General features: G+C 45.2%; 20 protein-coding genes and 1 pseudogene. 7 read left to right on the top strand and 14 right to left on the bottom strand.

Going from position 1 to position 20,293, the window contains the following annotated elements; genetic code table 11:
* Positions 1–237 precede the first annotated feature (237 nt).
* The 3 genes from FS818_RS29070 to FS818_RS07495 form a co-directional block, all read right to left on the bottom strand.
* Positions 238–366, bottom strand: a complete 129-nt coding sequence (locus FS818_RS29070; RefSeq protein ID WP_222128654.1) for a DUF6254 family protein — start codon at positions 364–366, stop codon at positions 238–240.
* A gap of 191 nt (positions 367–557) precedes the next feature.
* Positions 558–1,085 carry a GNAT family N-acetyltransferase gene (locus FS818_RS07500; protein WP_145331022.1) on the bottom strand — a complete coding sequence of 176 codons (528 nt, stop codon included), beginning with the start codon at positions 1,083–1,085 and terminating at the stop codon, positions 558–560.
* Between the two features lie 180 nt (positions 1,086–1,265).
* Positions 1,266–2,180 carry a LysR family transcriptional regulator gene (locus FS818_RS07495; protein WP_186375429.1) on the bottom strand — a complete coding sequence of 305 codons (915 nt, stop codon included), beginning with the start codon at positions 2,178–2,180 and terminating at the stop codon, positions 1,266–1,268.
* A 90-nt stretch (positions 2,181–2,270) separates the two neighbouring features.
* On the opposite strand from FS818_RS07495, the pseudogene FS818_RS07490 reads away from it, so the two are divergent.
* Positions 2,271–3,164: pseudogene (locus FS818_RS07490) on the top strand (alpha/beta hydrolase fold domain-containing protein); the annotation flags it as partial.
* Positions 3,165–3,344: 180 nt separating this feature from the next.
* Here the strand turns inward: FS818_RS07490 and FS818_RS07485 are convergent.
* From FS818_RS07485 to FS818_RS07460, 6 genes are all read right to left on the bottom strand, one after another.
* Positions 3,345–3,839 (bottom strand): SMI1/KNR4 family protein, encoded by a 495-nt coding sequence (locus FS818_RS07485; RefSeq protein ID WP_145331016.1) that lies wholly within the window; start codon positions 3,837–3,839, stop codon positions 3,345–3,347.
* Positions 3,840–3,906: 67 nt separating this feature from the next.
* Entirely contained in the window at positions 3,907–4,158 is a 252-nt protein-coding gene (locus tag FS818_RS07480) for a hypothetical protein (RefSeq protein WP_145331014.1), read from the bottom strand.
* 6 nt (positions 4,159–4,164) lie between these two features.
* The gene (locus FS818_RS07475; RefSeq protein ID WP_145331012.1) at positions 4,165–5,769 is read right to left on the bottom strand and encodes a xylulokinase; all 1,605 of its coding nucleotides are present in this window, start codon (positions 5,767–5,769) and stop codon (positions 4,165–4,167) included.
* Between the two features lie 250 nt (positions 5,770–6,019).
* On the bottom strand, positions 6,020–6,394 hold the full coding sequence (locus tag FS818_RS07470) for a DUF4180 domain-containing protein (protein ID WP_145331010.1): 375 nt from the start codon (positions 6,392–6,394) through the stop codon (positions 6,020–6,022).
* Positions 6,395–6,459: 65 nt separating this feature from the next.
* Positions 6,460–6,879, bottom strand: coding sequence for a GNAT family N-acetyltransferase (locus tag FS818_RS07465; protein ID WP_145331008.1), 420 nt, complete (start codon positions 6,877–6,879; stop codon positions 6,460–6,462).
* A gap of 28 nt (positions 6,880–6,907) precedes the next feature.
* Entirely contained in the window at positions 6,908–7,501 is a 594-nt protein-coding gene (locus FS818_RS07460) for a TetR/AcrR family transcriptional regulator (protein WP_145331006.1), read from the bottom strand.
* A 206-nt stretch (positions 7,502–7,707) separates the two neighbouring features.
* Here FS818_RS07460 and lpdA point away from each other — a divergent pair, with 206 nt between their 5' ends.
* Genes lpdA through FS818_RS07445 form a run of 3 tightly spaced genes read left to right on the top strand, consistent with a single transcriptional unit; the run spans position 7,708 to position 10,665 of the window.
* Positions 7,708–9,114 (top strand): dihydrolipoyl dehydrogenase, encoded by a 1,407-nt coding sequence (gene lpdA / locus FS818_RS07455; RefSeq protein ID WP_145331004.1) that lies wholly within the window; start codon positions 7,708–7,710, stop codon positions 9,112–9,114.
* A complete protein-coding gene (locus tag FS818_RS07450; protein WP_145331002.1) occupies positions 9,111–9,536 on the top strand; it encodes an HlyD family secretion protein in 426 nt (141 codons plus the stop codon). Before lpdA ends, FS818_RS07450 begins: the two co-directional genes overlap by 4 nt.
* Positions 9,517–10,665, top strand: a complete 1,149-nt coding sequence (locus FS818_RS07445; RefSeq protein ID WP_145331000.1) for an ABC transporter permease — start codon at positions 9,517–9,519, stop codon at positions 10,663–10,665. Before FS818_RS07450 ends, FS818_RS07445 begins: the two co-directional genes overlap by 20 nt.
* 130 nt (positions 10,666–10,795) lie before the next feature.
* On the opposite strand, the gene FS818_RS07440 is transcribed toward FS818_RS07445, so the two are convergent.
* Positions 10,796–11,974 carry an MFS transporter gene (locus FS818_RS07440; RefSeq protein WP_145330998.1) on the bottom strand — a complete coding sequence of 393 codons (1,179 nt, stop codon included), beginning with the start codon at positions 11,972–11,974 and terminating at the stop codon, positions 10,796–10,798.
* Positions 11,975–12,096: 122 nt separating this feature from the next.
* Between FS818_RS07440 and FS818_RS07435 the strand changes: the two genes are divergently transcribed.
* Both FS818_RS07435 and FS818_RS07430 read left to right on the top strand, forming a co-directional pair.
* Positions 12,097–12,987, top strand: a complete 891-nt coding sequence (locus FS818_RS07435) for a LysR family transcriptional regulator (RefSeq protein ID WP_145330996.1) — start codon at positions 12,097–12,099, stop codon at positions 12,985–12,987.
* A gap of 39 nt (positions 12,988–13,026) precedes the next feature.
* Positions 13,027–13,590, top strand: coding sequence for a GNAT family N-acetyltransferase (locus FS818_RS07430; RefSeq protein WP_145330994.1), 564 nt, complete (start codon positions 13,027–13,029; stop codon positions 13,588–13,590).
* A 47-nt stretch (positions 13,591–13,637) separates the two neighbouring features.
* On the opposite strand, the gene FS818_RS07425 is transcribed toward FS818_RS07430, so the two are convergent.
* Both FS818_RS07425 and FS818_RS07420 read right to left on the bottom strand, forming a co-directional pair.
* Entirely contained in the window at positions 13,638–13,991 is a 354-nt protein-coding gene (locus FS818_RS07425; protein ID WP_145330992.1) for an SH3 domain-containing protein, read from the bottom strand.
* Positions 13,992–14,143: 152 nt separating this feature from the next.
* Complete coding sequence (locus FS818_RS07420; protein WP_145330990.1) at positions 14,144–14,803, bottom strand: TetR/AcrR family transcriptional regulator; 660 nt, start codon at positions 14,801–14,803, stop codon at positions 14,144–14,146.
* A 121-nt stretch (positions 14,804–14,924) separates the two neighbouring features.
* On the opposite strand from FS818_RS07420, the gene FS818_RS07415 reads away from it, so the two are divergent.
* Positions 14,925–16,493: an FAD-dependent monooxygenase gene (locus FS818_RS07415; RefSeq protein WP_145330988.1), complete on the top strand. Its 1,569-nt coding sequence runs from the start codon at positions 14,925–14,927 to the stop codon at positions 16,491–16,493.
* Between the two features lie 83 nt (positions 16,494–16,576).
* Here the strand turns inward: FS818_RS07415 and FS818_RS07410 are convergent, their stop codons facing one another.
* A complete protein-coding gene (locus FS818_RS07410; RefSeq protein WP_145330986.1) occupies positions 16,577–18,169 on the bottom strand; it encodes a glycoside hydrolase family 43 protein in 1,593 nt (530 codons plus the stop codon).
* Between the two features lie 89 nt (positions 18,170–18,258).
* Positions 18,259–20,223, bottom strand: a complete 1,965-nt coding sequence (locus FS818_RS07405; RefSeq protein WP_145332800.1) for a YjhG/YagF family D-xylonate dehydratase — start codon at positions 20,221–20,223, stop codon at positions 18,259–18,261.
* Positions 20,224–20,293: the final 70 nt, after the last annotated feature.

The raw sequence follows: 20,293 nt of genomic DNA, 5'->3' as shown, positions 1-20,293 counted from the left end.
TCCTTTAATGAACTTCTTAATGCATTATACCCGGGTAAAAATACAAAGTCAATATTACCCGGGTAAAATTTACGTATCAGTACCTAGGCTTCTTTTCGCATAAAAAATCCCCTCACAGTAACAAAAGCAACTATTTCACTGACTGCCGTAGGAGAACATATTGCATATAAAAATGCTGTTAAAAATCAAATATAAATGCAAAATGACTGTCGGCAAATATCGCCGACAGTCATGCTTTTAGTCCGTAGTATTCTTCTCTTCATATTCGCTTGATATTTCTTTGAGCGATCTGATTTTACCATGAGGGTGCTGTTCTTGCTTACGTGACTTCCAAGCAGCTTCCTGCCTTTTCTTCTGGCGAGCCATATAAGATCTCCTCCTCAGGAAATGAGAATGGTACTACTTCTGTAGGATGTCATGAACAAGTCACTTTCATTCATACTACAAATAACAGCAGTCTGCTTCAAGACTGCTGTTTCAAAAAATGCTCACTTGTATAATAGGCTATATTATATGAATATTATAAATCGACTACTCTGCTCTAATTTCAGGCTATGTTAATTCTGAATGTTGTAAATAGACTCGCAGGACACCGTAAATTTCATACCAATCGTCTGCAATACATTTCCTTGAATTTCAATGGAACCATCTTCTACGGAGACCGAAACATCAAGTGTTGATATCAATTTTGTCCAGAACTTAACAGCCTTCATATTCGATTTGAACATCCCCACCTCATACCGACCCGAATACATTTTGAAGATTTGCATGACAGCATCTTTGGCTATATTCGAGCCTCTATATTTGGGCAATACAAATAGCTCCTGCACCGAATAGTCAACTTCGTTTGCAACATAGGGAGGAGAAGTAACCAGAATAAATCCAACCATTTTTTCATTATATGTGATGAAATAAGGATACAACCGTTCATCCTTATAATATGGCGAGATATCCTCCATTTCGAATGTACCTTTTGTTCCAACATCCTCCTGTGAGTAAGCGGAAAGCTCATAGAGATAATAATTAAATAAATTTTCAAATGGTTCTTTGTTGGTATCTGTTATTTGTTGAATTGTCGCCTTCATTGTAACCTCCGCAATATATTGTTGTCTTTTCAGAGCCCTTAGTTGGCCGGACACCTATGCTATCCTGGCGATTATGTTGTATCCATATCATTAGTATATTGTGTAGAATCAGTCGCTAAATAGGCAGAGTATAATTTAACTTGTTTCTTACATAAACAATAATAAAAGGCTCACACTGGATTAATCCAACGTAGAGCCTTTTGCGTTTTGCACGAGATTTGCCAGCTTGGTTGTAAATTCTCCCGTCATTTTAGAAATGGGTTCATCTGTTCGTGTGATTCTTCCCAGAACGGCTTTCTCTGCGCTGAATTGTTGCAAAGGAACCGTGACTAATTGTTCCAGATAGATCGAAGACAACGCATTTAATATAAAATCGGGAGCAATCGTGATGGCATTTCCATAAACAATCATTTGACATAATGCATCCATATTGTTGGTGATCAAGGCGATACGGTTGGTATGATTGGCGGACATTAACGTGTGTGCGATAGTTTCGATCTGTTCATCTTTATATAGGACAAATACTTCATTATGTAAGTCTTCAGGCGCTATCGTTTGGAAAAACCGTAAAGGTGAACGGGTGTTCATGATCAATACTGCGTTACCTTCAACAATGGGGACCCAATCAAATAAAGTGTTCCGTTGGCTTTTTGGGTACGATAACAAGCCCATATTGGCATGACCCTCTTGAACGTCCTTCATGACTTTCTGAGTATCCCCCTCGATCATCTGAACTCTAAGTGTCGGATAGGTTTTCATCAATTCCAGCATCGTCTGCACCACTTGAGGAACAAAACCCGGAATGCTGGAGATTGTAATACTCTCCAAGGATTCTTCTTTTAGAGTAAGCAATGCACCTTGCATCTGTTCAATATTTTTGAGAACGGCTGCCGCATGCTGGAGAATCAACTCCCCTTCTGCTGTTGGAAGGACGCCCTTTTTTGTCCGGTGAAAAATAACTGTGTTCAGCTCATCTTCCAATTGTTTGATCGACTGACTAATGGTTGGTACGGTAAGATGATGTACATTTGCAGCTTTCGTAAATGAACCCCATTGTGCAGCGGAAAGCAAATATTGCAACTGTGAAATATTCATGTTCATTCCTCTTATCCTTAAATATATATTAATGATACTAAATTATATTTAAATATCTTTTATGTTTAAAATCAAGTATTCTCATTACAGGAGGGCGATATGATGCGGAGTATACGAAGTTTTCTTGTAGAAATATTGCTTAGAATCACGAAAAAAAAGCTGGACGTAAATGAATTTATGGAGAAACGCAGTCAGATTAATAGCGAATCCTATCAGGTCCCTGCTAAACTTAAACAAAAGTACAACATCACTAAAGACGGTAACCTGCCTCTGGATACGTATATTTTAAAATCAAATTCTCGTTCCGACGAACGAATTGTCTTATATTTGCCTGGCGGAGGATATGTTGAGCAACCACTAACTTGGCACTGGCATTTCTTGCACAACTTAACGGAGCAATTGAATTGCACGATTTTTGTGCCAATCTACCCGAAAGCTCCAGACAATCAATATACGGCTGCAATAGAAAGTGTCCTTAAGGTGTACCAGCATCTATTAAAAATAGCGAAACCTGAAAATATGGTCATCATGGGCGATTCTGCCGGAGGTGGTCTTTCTCTAGCCTTTGCACAATATTTATTAGAGCAAGAATTGCCACAGCCTAAGGACATTATTCTACTTTCTCCGTGGCTTGATATCACCTTAAACAACCCTCAAGTCCTTGCCATGATTGATAAAGAGCCCATGTTGAATTGGGACATGCTGGTTGAAGCTGGAAAGAGTTACGCTGGTGAAACACCTCGTTCACATTATTTAGTGAGTCCGATTCATGGAGAAATTAAAAATCTGGGTAAGATTTCCCTGTTTATTGGTACACATGAACTTTTCCTTCCGGATGCTCGAAAATTCAGAGAAAAAGCTGCCCGTCAGTCGGTTGACATAAACTATTTTGAGTATCCAAAAATGAATCATGTCTTCCCCGTTTTTCCGATACCTGAAGCGAAAAAGGCGCTTAAACAGATTGTTGAGATTATCCAAAAATAAGCAGAAGTATCGATAACTTTTAGGAAAAAGATATTTTAAAGATGTTATTGTAAAAAAGTCTAATCTAAACCTAAATTTAAAAAGCCGCTCCATAGCGGCTTTTCTAAACTTCCTCAGCACTTCCTTCAAATACTCGGTTCGTTGGATATGGATTCTCGTCAACATCATAACCGTTGCTTATTAAAGTTTAATTGAATCGGACATTATTTGTCGTAAAAAATGATGCAAATTATCTGCGACTTTGTTGACCTCTTCAAATTCAGGTTCTTCCCCGTATACAACTGCACCAGTTTCATTGGATAGATCAATGGCATAAAAGGAATAACCATCACGTACCGACATCATAATCGGCAGATATTGATCCCACCAACTCGTGATTTCTGATCGCCACGCCTCATCGTCCATTGCTGCATCCAGGCTGATTAATTCATATTCATTCCAGTGGAATTCTGAATCAGAGCGATTGTTGTAGTCAGCTTCACATAGGAACCAAGTCTGCTCGCTAGGAGTCATACATTGGTTGACCGCACTCAAAAACGCTCTATATTCCGCGGGAATATTCGTATATCTTGTGATTAACCGATGATCCAAATCGAGGTCAGATTCAGATTTAAGAGTTACAATCCAACCGTTTGACTCAGCCCAAGTCACAAATTCCAGAATGGTTTTATCCATATAGTAAAGTCCCCCCCTCCCCCCACAAGATTCAACATTTGGCACTATTCAATGCAGCAGTATTGAGTCAACCTTCATCTTTAAAATGGAAATGTTCGTGACGGATCGAATCCATTCCTGCCAGCTTACCCGTTTTTTTGTGGTAGAACGCAAAATTTTGATTTAGCGGTAATCGCAGCAATTGATAATTGTGGTCTCGGGGTAAAGAATAGATTTCGTTCACGGCCTGCTCCCTCGTGCCGTACATGCCGATGGGAAAAAAGTTAGGAAAGTGTGCAGAGGCATCTGCTGCAAATATTCCCCAAACGAATTCAGTCAATGGATTTCATCTCTTTTCTGTAAAATGATCAGCTGCTGCTTGCTCAATAGCTATTCCTTTCGTGTACCGTTCCATAAATCGGTTAAATCCGTTCACATCAGCAATGTCCGGATCAACCCTCCGTGCTTCGACGTCTTTAAATACGTTCAGATTGAGGTAATCTGTCAAACTTTCGTTAGTCTGCTTACAAACCATATAGGAGGCCAATACGGCTATTCCCCATGCACCGCCCTCACCAGCAGTCCCCATGACAGATACGGGAACGTTAAGTGCAGCCGCACACATTTTTTGGCCAACCAGGGGCGTCTTGAATAATCCGCCGTGTGCCAGGATATGCTCAACCTTTACATTCTCCCTCTGAGTTAAAATATCCATTCCGAGCCTTAATGCACCAAACGCACTAAACAAATGCGTCCGCATGAAATTAGCGAGCGTAAAGCGGCTTTCTGGAGAACGAACAAATAAGGGACGCCCTTGGGTCATACCGGTAATTTTCTCACCCGAATAGTAACCATAACTCAGCAAACCGCCGCCATCCGGGTCTGCTTCGAGCGCTTTATTAAACAAAACATGAAATAAGTAACTGGCCTCAGCTTTATGTCCTAACGCTTCGTAAAACTCATGAAACATTTTGACCCATGCATTGATATCACTTGTGCAGTTGTTGGCAAGAACCATAGCAACGGGCCTTCCATCAGGTGTAGCCACAATATCAATCTCGGGATACACCTCTATATCTTGATCCAGAACAATCATAGCAAAAATAGACGTGCCTGCAGATAGACTGCCACTGTATGTTTGAATACTGTTTGTAGCTACCATGCCCGTTCCTGCATCCCCTTCCGGAGGGCAGAACGGAATTCCGGCTTGTAAGTCGCCTGACGGGTCAATGAGACGCGCACCAGCTTCATGAAGATAACCTGCATGTTCACCAGCCGAATGTACAGAAGGTAAAAGATCTTCAAGTTTCCATGGATATTCTTTATGACTAATCCATTCGTTAAACTGCCTGATCATCTCTTCATTGTATCCTTTTGTCACCCTATTGATCGGAAACATGCCGGAAGCATCCCCTACACCGATTGCTTTATTGCCTGTTAGAAGAAAATGCATGTAACCCGACAACGTTGTTATATAGTTAATGTTCCTTACATGCTCTTCATCGTTTAAGATCGCTTGGTATAGATGCGCAATACTCCAGCGCTCCGGAATTTTGTACTGGAATTCCCGGGTTAACAATGTTGCTGCTGTACTCGTTGTGAGATTACGCCAAGTCCGAAATGGAACTAACAGTTCTCCCGCGCTATCCAAAACAAGATAACCCTGCATCATGCCGGATAGTCCGATGGAACCGATGTTGCTCAGCGTTACTCCATAATTCATCATAACTTGTTGCTTCAGTTGAGCATACACCTCTTGCAACCCTTTAACCATCTTAAGGGAGTGATAGGTCCAGTAATGATTATTCCATTGATTTTCCCATTCATAGCTACTGGAAGCAATGATCTCATACTTGTTATTGATCAGAACAGCCTTGATCCGTGTTGATCCAAATTCAATGCCAAGCGAGGTATTTCCGCTGAGGATCGCTCGTTTAAGATGCTGATTCATTAGGAGCTCTGCACCACCTTTTACTTGAACTTGGTGTGATAATAACATGTTTACGTCACTTTGTATATCGGATAAACTAAGTTGTTTTTATAAAATGTAAAAAAAGACACACTCGATTCTCACCTGCCTGAAATGGATGTAAAACCACATTTTTGGCAAATGAAAATAAGAAATGTCTTTCGATAATGCGATTATTTTAATTGAAGGAACGCTCATGCTATATTTTGACCACACAGTCGATCTGTTGGCTTTATGCTTTCAAGCTGCTTAGTTTCTCAATAGCCTGATCCACGTCTTGAACGAAAAATATATCATTACCATTATTGCTTTCATAGATAAAGTCTTTCAGACTTTTGCTGGTATACCCTGAGTAATCGCCAATGATCGCAATTTTGGTCTGATAATTGATGAACTTTTGCAACACTTCACCAGCCAGACGTGTTTTCAAATCAAAAAACGCTTCGCTCACTTCCGATTTATTAACGATGATCAGGTTACAGTCCGCTACTTCATATCTAACAGTTGCCATTAAGTCCAAGGCTGATTGCACATCCGTGATTAATTTTTCATGACTTGTAACGTATGCTACGGATACTCCGTTTTTGTTTATTTGTTGAATGTTCATGTCTGCTGCTCCCTCATCTCATATTTGTAACTAATATCAAAAATCATCTAAATATACGTTAGCATCTATTCATATACAAGCACCCAGTATCTTGCTCCTGGTTCGCCTTCTTCAACAACAGGCTTCCAGCCCTGCTTTTTATAGAACGAAAGCGCCTTATGATTGTCTGAAACACACTTTAACGTAACGGGTGTTCCTAATCTGGCTATCGATTGCTGGAGTAACTGTTTACCTGCGCCTTTCCCGGCCGCTTTCGGGTGTACGAACAAATTATGAACAAAACGGTCAGGCACATATAGTGAAGCAAATCCAAGGATTTGATCCCCTGCTTCTGCCACAAGGATCTCTTCTTCCGATGTATCCCGGTCAAAGTCTTCAAGAGTCATCTCATCGGCTTTAGCCCAATGAAAGCTTTCCCTCCGGGAATCCAAATAAATTTGTCTCAATTGTGCATAGTCTGTACTTCTCGCTTCTCTAATGATCATTCGATCAATCCCCCATCCATCTGTCTCATCAATTTAGTGGTGACTTGGAGCCGGTATTCACCAGTTGTTTGGCCTGTGTACGGCCTGCTTGTAACAAATCATCACTGAGCTTCGAATCACTGACCGCACGTGCCAAAGCAACCGTGCCCACCATGCTGCTTACCAGCGCATACCCAGAAGAAGCATCCATTCCAGCCATAGTTGTTATAAACGAGATAAAACGTTGCAGCTCTTGTGTGTAAGCTTGCCGAATATCCTCCGACAATTGAGAAATCTCTCCCGATAATGCAGGCAAAATGCAGCCAACTTCCGTCTGATCCCGATGCAAGGAGCCTAAATAAAAATCAATGACAGCCTCAATTGGAGACTGATCTTTATTTTTGTTTTTATCAGCAACTTTTTGCAGCATCTCTATCGTGTCACTTATAGCGAAATGGCAGGTCTCCATCACTAGCTGATCTTTGTTTTCAAAATGGGAGTAAAATCCCCCGTGTGTCAGCCCAGCACCTTTCATAATATATGGAAGACTTATATTCCGCACGCCATGGGTTCGAAACGCTTTAGCCGCACTAGTAATAATATGGTTTCGGACTTTGATTTTGTGCCCTTTCGGATAAGGCATCCTGCTTCCTCTCCTTTTTTTGACTATGTCTGCATCCAATGGATCGCTTTTTTAAATATTATATTTATCATATTTTCGAATGTCAATTTCATAGATTAATGTCTTCAGTGGAGGGAGAATGATCATAAATGGAGTATTGACTCCTTTAAAATATGATGACTATAATATATTATGATCATCATATTTTAATTTTGGAGGTATCCATTATGAATTTATTAGAAGCCGTAGATACCCTAGTCATCGGATCAGGCCCTGGAGGTTATGTCGCCGCCCTGCGTTCGTCACAACTGGGCATGAAAACAGCCATTGTAGAGCGTCAACAGATCGGAGGCGTATGTACGCATGTCGGCTGCATTCCATCCAAAGCGCTAATCGGTGAAGCAGAGCGTTTTACTTTACGCAGGCAATGGGGCGCTGTCGATCAAGGCGTTTCCTTTCAGGAGGCTCAGGCTTTCAAGCAAGCCGTAGTAGATAAGCAATCCGGAGGAGTGCGTTTTTTGCTGAAAACAGCGGGTGTTACTGTGCTGGAAGGTGAAGCTAGCTTGATTGATGAGTATACTGCTAAGATTCATCGCGCAGAGACTGTTGAGCAGCAAATAAGCTTTAAACATCTCATTCTGGCAACCGGCTCCCGTCCAATTGAAATAAGCGCTCTTCCCTTCGGCGGACGGATTCTTTCATCCACCGAAGCGCTATCCCTGCCCGAAATTCCGGAAAGCCTTGTTGTGGTTGGCGGCGGTTATATTGGCGTGGAGCTCGGCCAGATGTTTGCGAGATTTGGAACCAAGGTTACGATGCTTGAGGGGGGCGGACAGATTTTGCCCGGATTCGAAGCAGAGCTTGTTGAACCTGTTATTCGTCAACTGAAAAAGGACGGCATAACCATCATAACCGGAGCTAAGGTTACAGGAGCAGACCAGTATGCGAGTCACATTGATCTCCACTATATGCGTCAGAATGAACGCAACGGTGTTCAAGCTTCATATGCGTTAATTACGGTAGGCAGAAAACCGAACACAGATGGAACCTTAGGTCTTGAACATATAGGTCTGTCCCCTACTCCGCAAGGGTTGATCGAGATTGACGGTCAGTGCAGAACATCCATCCCGCATATTTATGCTATTGGAGATATCGTTCAAGGCCCTGCTTTAGCTCATAAAGCTTCGTATGAAGCAAAAATTGCTGCGGAGGCTATCGCGGGTAAACCCTCTATCATTGACTACAAAGCGATTCCGCTAGTTGTTTTTTCTCATCCGGAAGTCACTAGCGTTGGTCTTAGCGAGACAGAGTGTAAACAAAGATCCATTCCCATGGTTGTTGGAAAATCTGTTTTTTCCATCAATGGCCGTGCACTTGCTCTTAAAGAAACCGAAGGCTTTGTGAAAATCGTAGCTCACGCTGCATCGGGTCTTGTATTAGGTGCACAGATTGTCGGGGCTGAAGCTTCTACGCTGATCTCCGAGTTGTCTCTTGCGATTGAAATGGGAGCAACGGTGGAAGATTTGGCGATGACCATTCATCCTCACCCGACGCTGGGGGAGATCATTATGGAGGCAGCTGAACAAGCTTGTGGAAAAATGGAAAAAATGACAACGAGGGAGACCACATCATGAGATCTAAATGGGGCTTGTATATCGTTATTATGTTAATCATTATTTTGGCAGGCGGTTTGTTGATTGCAAAAGGTACAGATGCCGTAAGTCAGGCGGAGAATAACAAACAGGGAGTATTGAATACAGAGCCTGATACAGCAGCGTTTTACGTTGATCTGTATATTCCGGAATCACAGATTGAGCGGTTCCATGCAGATCAGAAGGTAAACGTTCACTTTCCTTATTTGGAGCAGCCTCTTGTAAAAGAAGGGGTGGTAACTTCGGTAGCTCCCTCACCTCAATTTGCCAATATGCGCATGTCGCGGGAAAAAGGGCAAGCCGATCTGAGCATGTATCTGCTCCGTATCTCGGTTCCGGCAAGCAAGGATTTGCTTCCGGGCATGACTGCGGAGGTGAAGCTTGATGAAATCACTGACAGATGAATGGAATCACCTGCGCAGGGGCAAATGGATTATGGTCATATTTGTTGCCCCTCTAGTTGCTGCTCTATTCTTCGGGCTGATGTTTTCCCGGAATCAATTGAGCGAAACACCTGTTGTGGTAGTAGACGAGGATCACTCTTCCTATTCAAGACAGCTTATTGAAGCGATCAATGCCTCACCATTGATGAAGGTTACCAACGTCTTTCCCAATCGGCTTTCTCCAGATATACTGCTCGCGAATGAACAGGCTGTGGCAGTCATCGTTATCCCAGACGGATTGCAGCAGCGACAAGATAAGGGATTATCCTCGAGTATCGGCATCTGGATGGATAATACGATGCCCTCCAGCCTTGGCGGTATTCGTCCTGCAATTCAGGAGATTGTGACAACCGAAAATACGACCCTTGCCATAACTCGTCTTACCCAAGAAGGTATGGACATAAAATCAGCGAAAGATTTGGTATCCCCGTTGTCTCTCGTGCAACGCATGTTATATAATCCAACCTCCAGTTATATAGGCACGATGGTGATTGGATTTGTAAATATCATTATATTAATGCTCACCACTGGTGCAGCCGGAGCGATCGCTCCCCGTCTTCGGCAAGAAGGCAAGCTTTTGTCTGCGGGAAGCTCTCCCTTCCAGCTCTGGATTCGCGTTCTGCCTTATGCGATATTAAGCACCTGCTCATCCCTGCTCAGTTACGGGTTGTTAAAACAGGTCGGACAGATGCGTTTCGAAGTGGCACCCTATGTGTTTATCGTGCCTTTACTGTTATATTCGATGGCATTATGTTTACTGGCGATGCTGCTCGGATATTCGGTTCAAAACGTATCCAAAGTCGGTTCACGAATGAGCCTCATCCTGTACCCTTCTTTTCTGGTGACGGGTATTCAATTAACACCGCTTGCGTTTCCAGCCTTTTTTCAGGTTACCGCATGGGCATTGCCTATGAACTGGCTGAATCGGTTGATCCGGGGTATGGCCTTCCGGAACGGTGAGTTGGGTTTTTACAGCGTGGAGTTGGGAGCTTGTATTTTGATCATAGGTATGGCTTCATTAGGTATCGGATTCGTTCTGCGGCGAGAATCGCGCAGGCAATTGTTGAACCTTGAAGCAGGAACTGCATAAAATGAACAATCGCCGCAAACCTGTTCAAACGAATAAGCTGCGGCGATTTGTACTGTGAATTTGTGTAGGATCTGAAACAACTTAAGCGCTCTAACGGAATGATCTAACCTGACTTTCGTCACTTCGCTTCTCAGTTGTTTTGTAACTTATTATCATGAGGAGTTTCTACAGCTTTTCTCCCCATGTTCATGGACAGCTGTACACTGATCATTAACAGTACAATGACCAGCATGGCCATAATGGAACCGTAAAAATGACCGCTGAGATCGAAAATCCAGCCAATAATAAGTGGACCGAAAGCCCCCATAATGTAACCTCCCATCTGAGACATCGCTGACCACGTTCCGGCTTCCTCGGCCGTATTTGTTGCCATAATAGGGAGCATCAGCGCTAGCGGAAACAATCCACCAGCCCCGATACCGAGAAAAATAACAGCTGGAAGCATGGGCATAGGTGACAAGAGTAACACAAGGCCGATGAGTTCTGACACACTACACAAGACAAGCCATAGTTTGATCTTCCCCGAGCGGTTTACAAGATTCGGAATCAGTAATGCGACAGGAACTTGAATTAATGTAAACACGGTCAGCAGTATCGCTGCGCTTTGTGAACTGTATCCAAAGCTAAGGGCGATTGGCGAAATCCAGGCCGTCAAGCTATAAAACATGCTGGCCATGAAGCCAAAAAACAAAGTAAATTGAATTGCTTTTTTATTGCCCAGCGGCAGTTTAACGCGCTCTGTCCTGCTGCTGGCGGGTTTGTTTTTTCGAATAAGTCCAACCCAGAAGAGTACGGCAACAATCCCCAAAATAGCCCAGCAGGACAAAGCCAACGAAAGATTATGCTGACGTTGTGTGTAAATCGGGATGGTCAATCCGGATGCCAGTGCCGCTCCAATCGTCATGGATACGGAGTAAATACTGACTATGCCAGGGCTTGCCGGGAAATACTTTTTAATAAAGCTAGACAATAATGGCCCTGCAAGGCTAATACCAATCCCCCCGACCAATGCGGTAACTATCAATATGGTAACCGATGGATCTACACTGCGAAGTGCAGTGGCGAGAGTAATAAGAAGCAGTGAGATGAAAATAGTTCGCTCCAAACCGATCCGCTGACTTAACGTCGTGGCCGCTGGGGCAAACAGTCCCATGCACAGGACAGGCAGGGTGGTCAAAAGACTTGCTGTTAATGCACTTATGCCTAGCTCGGATTGAATCATGCTCATTATGGATGCCACGGAAGTAATGATCGGGCGCAGATTCAAAGCCGCAATAAATAGAGCAAATAAATAAAATGTTTTTTTCATCGTACTCTTCCTCCTGATTCTTGTTGAAGTCAATTTGAGTATACGTCCGCCTTATTCATTGATCAATCCAATAATTTGTATTATTATGATAGTAAAATACTATTATTTGCGGAGGAGGAAAAATGGATACTCGGAATGTAACGTATTTTATGGCGGTATTCGAGCATCTTCATTTCACGAAAGCCGCTGAGGTGCTCGGAATTTCACAGCCTACGTTGAGTCAGCAGATACGTTTGCTGGAGGCGGAAGTCGGGATGCCCCTTTTCGATCGGATTGGCAAAAAAGTAGTGGCCACCGAGGCAGGCAGACTTCTCCATCAATACGGCATGAAAATGATTCAGGCTGAAATGGATGCAAAAAGTGCGATTCAAGAGCTGCGATCGGAGAAGCGCGGAACGGTCCGGCTCGCTGTGTTGCCCTCTGATCTTGATTTTCAACTCGTTCCGCTGTTTGTGGAGTTCAAGACAAGGTACCCTGACACGAAATTGCAGGCTTTCTCAACCATTTTCGTTCGAGACGAAGTACTGACACATAAAGTAGATCTTGGCATTGGCTTGCGTGGTCCTCATGACAAGCGTCTCGTGCAGATTCCGCTGGGAAGTGAACCTTACGAACTGTTTGTTCATGAATCCAGTGATCTTGCGAAAAGACATGAAATAACCCTGGAAGAATTGACACGGCTCGCGCTGGTCATGTATCCCAAAGGGTATATTGGCAGAGATTTGGTGGATGAGGTTTTCCGGGAGCAAGGCCTGGAGTTAACGACGGTTATGGAGGCAGGTTCTGCATCCTCCCTGCTTCAACTTGTAGCTGCTGGCATTGGCGCGACAATACAGCCGAGAGAACTGTTAAAGCAGCATTCGGGCTGGGAAGATATCGTAACGATTCCTATTGCTGCGCCTGCGCCTGTTCGACACATGGAGCTGACTTACTACGCCGATCGATTCATCAGCAAAGCGCAGGCGCAGTTATCGGAATGGTTGATTGAATTTTTTAAATCAAAAACAAATTAGAAAAAGTGAAAATCTAAAGAGAAGAATGGGGTTTTTTAAATGGAGAAATCATACGATGTATTTGCTAATTCGGAGCGTCTGGTGATTCGAAGGTTCGGTATGCAGGATGTTCAGTCATTCTATCACTATCGTTCTAATCCGGATGTAGCGCGTTATCAGTCCTGGGAAAATTATACGCTCCAAGATGCGGAATCATTTGTCAGCCGTCAATCGGCATCTTCCCCGGATCAGCCAGGTACGTGGTTTCAATATGCCGTTGCTTTGGCTACGTCTGACCAGATCATCGGGGATTGTGCGATTCATACACTTGGAGCCGATCCTCGAATTGTCGAGCTTGGATTTACTCTCGCGCCTGAGCATCAGGGAAAAGGATATATGCACGAAGCACTTTGCGCCCTGCTTGATTATGTTTTTGGTACACTGAACAAACATAAATTGAGTGCTTTTGCCGATGTGCGAAATACAAAGTCTATTCACGTTCTGGAACGTTTAGGGATGAGACGCGAAGGGCATTTGCTCGAAAATTACATGTCCAAGGGTCAATGGATCGATGAGTATCAATACGCGATTTTGCAATCGGAATGGTTAAACAAGCATCAGTAATCTGTTATAAAGATATTGCTTTTTTTATATATAAAAGAGTCTGAGGGTTATTGTTCTACTGGGGTGATGACTTTATTGGGTACCCACCCCTTGTCACCTTCAGTCGTATGCACAAAACTCCATTCGTTTAACTCACGCTCTTTCTGCACAAGAGTACCGGGTATCACATTTAATTCAAGCGCGGAGTAGTCTTCTTGGACTTCAGCTTGTTGTTCTTCATTCGGTGTGCTGAGGATTTGCTTTGGCACCCATCCACGCTTTTTAGACGCTATAGATTCACAAAAAATCCAGTTCGGAAATTCAGTATCTTCCTCTCCGTAATGCACAATATCTCCCTTAGCCAACACAATGGGGTCTGGATAATTCGACTGATGCGGGTGAATCACTTTGTATTGCTTCATATGTATTCCCTCCAGAATGTAGTTTTGTGTTCGACAGCAAAAATTTACACCACATGCTTCACAGACCTTCCAACAACAAGTGTTGGAAGGTCTACTTTTACTCCAAGTGAGTTTATTCGTAAATAGTCTGTATCGTGAAGCAAAGACAATAATCAGTGCATCGTTTCATTTTCGTGACGAATGGTTTGTGGTCCATAAGCGCGAAGGAAGGCCCGCACGCCTTCCGTGATGATCCGTTTGGTTTGTTCATTCTGTATAGCCCCACTTTGTTTTGGTTGATTAAATACCAATAAAAATGTTAAGGCAGCGAAGTGTTTCGTAGCCAGTTCAGGATCAGGAACATGAAGCAGTCCGTTTTGTCCAAACTCAGCGAACCTCCGGAGAATTCCCTCTTCGGTTGCATTATCCAGGTTTTCCAAAAACGAGACTGGCAGGTTGGCAGCTTCCATCGTAATGAGACGAATCAAAGCGCTATAATCCGTAGAACCGTTTGCCGAAGCGACGAATCGCTCACAAAACAAAATGAGAGCCTGTTCCAGATCGTCAAACTCCGAGAGATATTCAGATATCGCCTGTTGGATCATATCCAAAACGGCCCCACTGGTTTCTTCTACAACTGCAATCAGTAAGTTCTGTTTGTCACCGTAATAATCATACACTGTCCGTTTGGAAACGCCTGCTCTAGCTGCGACTGCATCCACACTGGAACGATCAAATCCATCGGATAAAAAAAGGTCTCGTGCCGCCGTAATAATTTTAACTCTTTTGTCCGAAGAGCCTTTGCGGATTTTTTTTGTTTCCGTAGTATCCATCCTTAAGCTTCCCCCCCTATATCTATACTAGCAAAAATAAGTTCGACTTTACAAATTACACTGCACGGTGTAGTTTAGTTAATGTACTCTATAAAATTGTATGACCAAGGAGGATTCTTTCATGGAAACCGTGCAGTCTTTTGTTGATGTTCTCATCGTCGGGGCCGGACCAACAGGACTTACACTAGCTTGCGACCTTGCCCGTCGAAACGTAGACCATCGGATTATTGAGCGAGGCACCTCATACAACACAGCGTCTCGCGCAAAAGGAATTCAGCCCCGATCACTTGAAGTCGCTGATGATTTAGAGGCCATCCGATACATCATGGACACAGGAGTCATTGATTTGCCTGTGCGATATTACACCGAAGACGGCAGCAGTCTGGTTAAGTCTTCGATTACCGTTGCGGCCAGCGCTGAACTGGGCTCACCTTATCCTGAACCGGTCTGGATTGCTCAATTTGATGTGGAAAAGGCATTACGCGACCAATATACCAGGTTTGGCGGTAAAGTTGAGTTGGGGATGGACGCTGTAGAACTTGTTCAAGATTCGGAGGGTGTGCAGGTAACGGTCAATACACCAGAAGGAAAAGAGCAAATCCATGCCCGTTATGTGGTTGGCGCTGATGGTGGGAAAAGTAGCATTCGCAAGTTTATCCATCTTCCGTTGGTTGGGGAGACACACGATCATGAACGGTGGTATCTTGGCGATGTACGTTTGGAAGGACTGGATCGCAATCATATCCATATCTGGACTTCTCCGGAGGGCATGGTCGGAGTAACACCATTACCGAAATCCGACATTTGGCAGCTGCAAGCTACCATTCCGTCAGAGACCGAGGAACCCGAAAAGCCGTCGTTAGAAGTATATCAGGATATGTTTAAAAGGCGTGCAGGTGCTGGACATGTTCGGCTTATGGATGCCTCTTGGCTATCTATTTACCGGATCAACGTGCGAATGGTTGAATCTTACCGCAATGGTCGTGTTTTTCTCGCCGGCGACGCCGCGCATGTTCACTCACCAGCCGGAGGGCAAGGCATGAATACCGGGATGCAGGACGCCTACAACTTAGGATGGAAACTGGGAGCCGTCATACGCGGAGCGAACAACTCACTTCTGGACACCTATGATGAAGAACGCCGTCCCGTGGCTCAAGCGGTGCTTGAGGATAGCACTAAAAAAATGGGAGCCATCTTAGGGACAGCGACGGAACGAGGAGCATTATCCCAATCCTTGAGCACCGTATCTGATGATCTGACGAGCGGGCTTCTTATTTCCTACCGCGCAAGTTCTCTTACCCTCCCCTCTCTTCAAGCTGATGTTACCCGTTCAATGCCTGGAGATCGTGCTCCTAATGCAGAGGGTCTGCAAGGTTCTGAGTTCACAGGAGATGTCTTTGACCTGTTGCGTGGCCCGCACTGGACTCTTTTAGCTTTTGTAATCCGTACAGATCACCGTTCTTTGCAGGAATTCACTTTTGATGAACTCCATATGCATTGCATTGTGCCATCATATGTCGAAGGGGAAGAATGCATCATTGACACGGCGGGTAATGCCTATCGTATGTACGATGTTACAAGCGAAACACTTATATTGATTCGTCCCGACGGCTACATCGCGCTACGCTCCTCCATGGAGGAAAGCGCATCGATCCTGCAATACTTGAATTCGATTTATGACGCGAACTAATTAAAACGCAGTTAACCGCTGGAAACTTCTGTCGCTCAACCTAAAGAAGGCTCCCGTAGAAACAGGAGCCTCCTTTTTTATTTTTATGATGTAGTATAACGAAAATAATCAAAGTCAGCATGTTTGCGGGTTCCGCCGAGATCCTGCACACAAAGACCAATATAGGTTCCCGTGAACCGGATATATTCCGGGGATTCATCGCATAGATGCGTAATATCCGTCCAGTCACCAATTTGAATCCATGAATCTACAGGATCTCCTGACGCATAGTAAAAGCAGGCACGATCATGTTGAACCACTGCTTTTAAGCGGATTCGGCTGCCTGCCTGCAGCGGAATGTCTTCCTGCAAAAGCTCATCATACACTCCGTATTTAGACTGGAGGATGCCAAGGCATAGTCCTTTTTCTTCATGATCCGTCACCCTAAGGTAGAGGTAATCCCGCGTATCGTAATAGAGGATTAGTCCAGCCATTTGCTGTGGATGATCCGGCGCGAATTCAAGGCATGTTTCGGCTTCACACGCGAAAGTCTGGAGTCTGCGAGCAAGCATGCTTTGTCTGTGCGTTGAACTCATCGATTCCATCCCATACAAGCGTAAATAGCCAGGACGTTCCTTCAGTGTCAGCCAGGTTTCGTCCGGCGGGATACGAAGAGTATTCCAGTCGTTACCAAGCTCTGCATGATCGAAGTGGTCTATCTCCGCTATCGGTTCAAACGGATGTGGTTGGATATTCGGTGCGGATACCTGAAGCTCTGGATATCGATCCCCGCTTGCAAGCCTTAACCATCCATCCTCACTCCACGTACAGCGTTGCAGGGCCGTTTCACGCCCTAGGATACAATGTTTTTCCTGAACAGGCCTGCCTACCAGATGTGCCATATACCACTCGCCCGTTTGCGTTTCAACGAGACTTCCGTGCCCCGCCTTTTGCAGTTTCAAATCCGTCCTACCTTGTGAGGTGAGTATCGGATTGGTCGGATCAACTTCATACGGGCCTTCTAATGTACGTGAACGAGCAACTGTAACGGCATGCTCGTAACCTGTTCCACCTTCAGCTGTGACTAAGTAATAATAGTCGTTGTGTTTATACAGGTGCGGTGCCTCTGTCAGGCCCAGTTCTGTTCCTTTAAAAATATGGATCGCAGAGCCGACTAACTTTTGCTCCTGAACCGAATATTCCTGAAGTACAATACCCGCAAAGTGGTTTTTGCCTTTACGATGATCCCAAATCATGTTCACCAGCCATTTGCGTCCATCTTCATCATGAAATAATGAAGGGTCAAAACCGCTGCTGTTCAGATAGATCGGATCGGACCAAGGGCCTTCGATATCCGTTGCAGTCACGAGGTAGTTGTGAGTATCTTTAAAAGCACCTATCCTGCTCTTCACATCCGTATAGATCAGATAGAACACACCCTGATCATAGCTGAGACAAGGCGCCCATACGCCTCCAGAGTTGATATTCCCCTCCATGTTTAACTGAGATTGTCGCGTCAATGGCGAAGGTAGTGCACGCCAGTGAACCAGATCCCTGGAGTGGTGAATACGTACACCCGGGAACCACTCGAAGGTGGATGTGGCAATATAATAATCTTCTCCTGCCCGGCATATGGAAGGATCGGGATGAAAGCCAGTGAGAATCGGATTGGTAATCATGGTTGTAGTCGTATTCATCAAAGCAACCTCCGGTAAAAAGTAATGGCGGTATAATCATTGCTGGACTGGTTAGCACATGCTATAAAAATGCATTGATTTCAGATGCCTCATTGCCATCCGAGAGCCTTTTTGCCAGCCTCAAGGGCTGTTATTATCCGGTCAACATCGTATACATTCCCTCTCCAGGTGCCTCCACTGACCGATTGTAGCGCTGCCCACAAGCGTGTATCATCAGGCAGTGCCTGGTCCGGTCGCATATCTGGATGAAAAGGACGCTGTGCAAGGATCAGTGCCCCTTCTTCGGGAGAAACCTCGATCCCTTCCGCTCCGACAAAATCAACACTTCCATCCAGCGTGTTCCGATCCACCACAATGTCAATCAAATCACCGTTTCGCAGCTTGCCAATCGGGCCTCCGGCCAGCGCTTCGGGGCCAACATGACCAATGCACGCACCGGTAGATACACCGGAGAAACGGGCATCGGTAATGAGCGAAACATGTTTGCCAAAGGACAGGTGTTTAAGTGCGGAGGTGAGTTGATACGTTTCCTCCATCCCTGTTCCGGATGGCCCGCGTCCAAGCAGGACAATAATGTCACCCGCAATAATGCCTCCTGTTTTGATTGCACGGATGGCTTCGCGTTCCGTGGTAAATACCTTGGCCGTACCCCGGTGACGGTATACACCGTGCTCATCCAGTACATCCAGGTCAATGGACGTTGATTTGATAACAGACCCTTCCGGAGCGATGTTGCCCGTTGGAAATGTAACGGTAGAGGAAATGCCGAGACGCTGAGAGTGTTCCGCACTCATAATGACACTGTCCGGATCGATGCCATCCGCTTCTTGCAATTGTTTTCGCATAACATGCCGACGCTCGGATGCTTCCCACCAATCCAGGACGTGGCTCAGCGATGTTCCTGTTACCGTCTTCACGGTCTCATCCAACAAACCGAGTCGTCTAAGGTGAAGCATAACTTCTGGCACACCACCAGCTTGGAAAACCCGAATGGTCGGGTAGAAAATGGGGCCATTGGGTAGCGCACTCACCAGTCTTGGAACATGTTTATTGACCTGAATCCAGTCCTGTACATTGGGTAAGGTTAGACCAGCCGCGTGTGCGATGGCAGGAATATGAAGAAGCAGATTAGTAGAGCCTCCGAAGGCCGCATGCACAACCATCGCATTACGAATCGACGCATCGGTCACAATGTCCGCCATTTTGATCCCTTGGCTCTCCATTTGGATCAGGGCACGCGAAGATTGCCGAGCCATCTCGATCCAGATCGGTTGCCCGGACGGTGCGAGAGCGGCATGAGGCACGGTCATACCCATCGCCTCTGCTACAACCTGAGCTGTAGCAGCTGTCCCCAAAAACTGACAGCCTCCGCCCGGGGTAGCACAAGCCCGGCATCCTAACTCTGACGCCATCTCCAGTGAAAGCTCCCCGTTCGAGTACCTTGCACCGATCGTTTGGATTTTCCCGGCGTCTTCTCCATCCGTAGGCGGCAGGGTAACACCGCCAGGAACAATAACACCTGGCAGCTGAGGCATACCCGCGAGAGCAAGCATCATCGCTGGCAGTCCTTTATCACATGTTGCCACGCCTAACACACCCTTGCGTGTCGGCAATGACCGAATCAATCGGCGAAACACCATCGCGGCATCATTTCGGTATGGCAGGGAGTCGAACATACCGGTCGTACCTTGCGACCTGCCGTCGCAGGGGTCGCTGACATAACCCGCAAACGGAATTCCGCCGCGACTGGACAATTCTTCTGCCGCCGCTTTCATCAGCAGTCCGACCTCCCAGTGCCCCGTATGATAACCGAGTGCCGTCGGACTGCCGTCCTCATTGCGTATACCGCCTTGCGTACTTAAAATCAGATACTGTTTGCCGTTTAACTCCCCAGGCTTCCATCCCATGCCAACATTCTGGGACATGCCGAACAAGTCGCCGCTTGGCGCATTTCGCAGCAAATCATCGGTTAGTGGCAGACGCCCTTCCACCCCGGGAGCATGCGCTTGAATCGTGAAGAGGCCCGACTGCTTCTCACTTCGATCCAACGCCATTCCGTCGGAATTGGTTGTCTTTACCCCTGATTGGGATACTTTGTTACTCAGATCAGGCGAATTTTCATCC

Origin of the sequence: Paenibacillus xylanexedens (assembly GCF_007680605.1) — a bacterium.
Classification (GTDB): Bacteria; Bacillota; Bacilli; order Paenibacillales; family Paenibacillaceae; genus Paenibacillus; species Paenibacillus xylanexedens_B.
This window is presented reverse-complemented; position numbering and strand designations above follow the sequence as displayed.

Coding starts and splice junctions, on each gene's coding strand:
- FS818_RS29070 (WP_222128654.1), bottom strand. CDS start 366: ATGGCTCGCCAGAAGAAAAGGCAGGAAGCTGCTTGGAAGTCACGTAAG.
- FS818_RS07500 (WP_145331022.1), bottom strand. CDS start 1,085: ATGAAGGCGACAATTCAACAAATAACAGATACCAACAAAGAACCATTT.
- FS818_RS07495 (WP_186375429.1), bottom strand. CDS start 2,180: ATGAATATTTCACAGTTGCAATATTTGCTTTCCGCTGCACAATGGGGT.
- FS818_RS07485 (WP_145331016.1), bottom strand. CDS start 3,839: ATGGATAAAACCATTCTGGAATTTGTGACTTGGGCTGAGTCAAACGGT.
- FS818_RS07475 (WP_145331012.1), bottom strand. CDS start 5,769: ATGAATCAGCATCTTAAACGAGCGATCCTCAGCGGAAATACCTCGCTT.
- FS818_RS07470 (WP_145331010.1), bottom strand. CDS start 6,394: ATGAACATTCAACAAATAAACAAAAACGGAGTATCCGTAGCATACGTT.
- FS818_RS07465 (WP_145331008.1), bottom strand. CDS start 6,879: ATGATCATTAGAGAAGCGAGAAGTACAGACTATGCACAATTGAGACAA.
- FS818_RS07460 (WP_145331006.1), bottom strand. CDS start 7,501: ATGCCTTATCCGAAAGGGCACAAAATCAAAGTCCGAAACCATATTATT.
- lpdA (WP_145331004.1), top strand. CDS start 7,708: ATGAATTTATTAGAAGCCGTAGATACCCTAGTCATCGGATCAGGCCCT.
- FS818_RS07450 (WP_145331002.1), top strand. CDS start 9,111: ATGAGATCTAAATGGGGCTTGTATATCGTTATTATGTTAATCATTATT.
- FS818_RS07445 (WP_145331000.1), top strand. CDS start 9,517: ATGAAATCACTGACAGATGAATGGAATCACCTGCGCAGGGGCAAATGG.
- FS818_RS07440 (WP_145330998.1), bottom strand. CDS start 11,974: ATGAAAAAAACATTTTATTTATTTGCTCTATTTATTGCGGCTTTGAAT.
- FS818_RS07435 (WP_145330996.1), top strand. CDS start 12,097: ATGGATACTCGGAATGTAACGTATTTTATGGCGGTATTCGAGCATCTT.
- FS818_RS07430 (WP_145330994.1), top strand. CDS start 13,027: ATGGAGAAATCATACGATGTATTTGCTAATTCGGAGCGTCTGGTGATT.
- FS818_RS07425 (WP_145330992.1), bottom strand. CDS start 13,991: ATGAAGCAATACAAAGTGATTCACCCGCATCAGTCGAATTATCCAGAC.
- FS818_RS07420 (WP_145330990.1), bottom strand. CDS start 14,803: ATGGATACTACGGAAACAAAAAAAATCCGCAAAGGCTCTTCGGACAAA.
- FS818_RS07415 (WP_145330988.1), top strand. CDS start 14,925: ATGGAAACCGTGCAGTCTTTTGTTGATGTTCTCATCGTCGGGGCCGGA.
- FS818_RS07410 (WP_145330986.1), bottom strand. CDS start 18,169: ATGAATACGACTACAACCATGATTACCAATCCGATTCTCACTGGCTTT.
- FS818_RS07405 (WP_145332800.1), bottom strand. CDS start 20,223: ATGGCGTTGGATCGAAGTGAGAAGCAGTCGGGCCTCTTCACGATTCAA.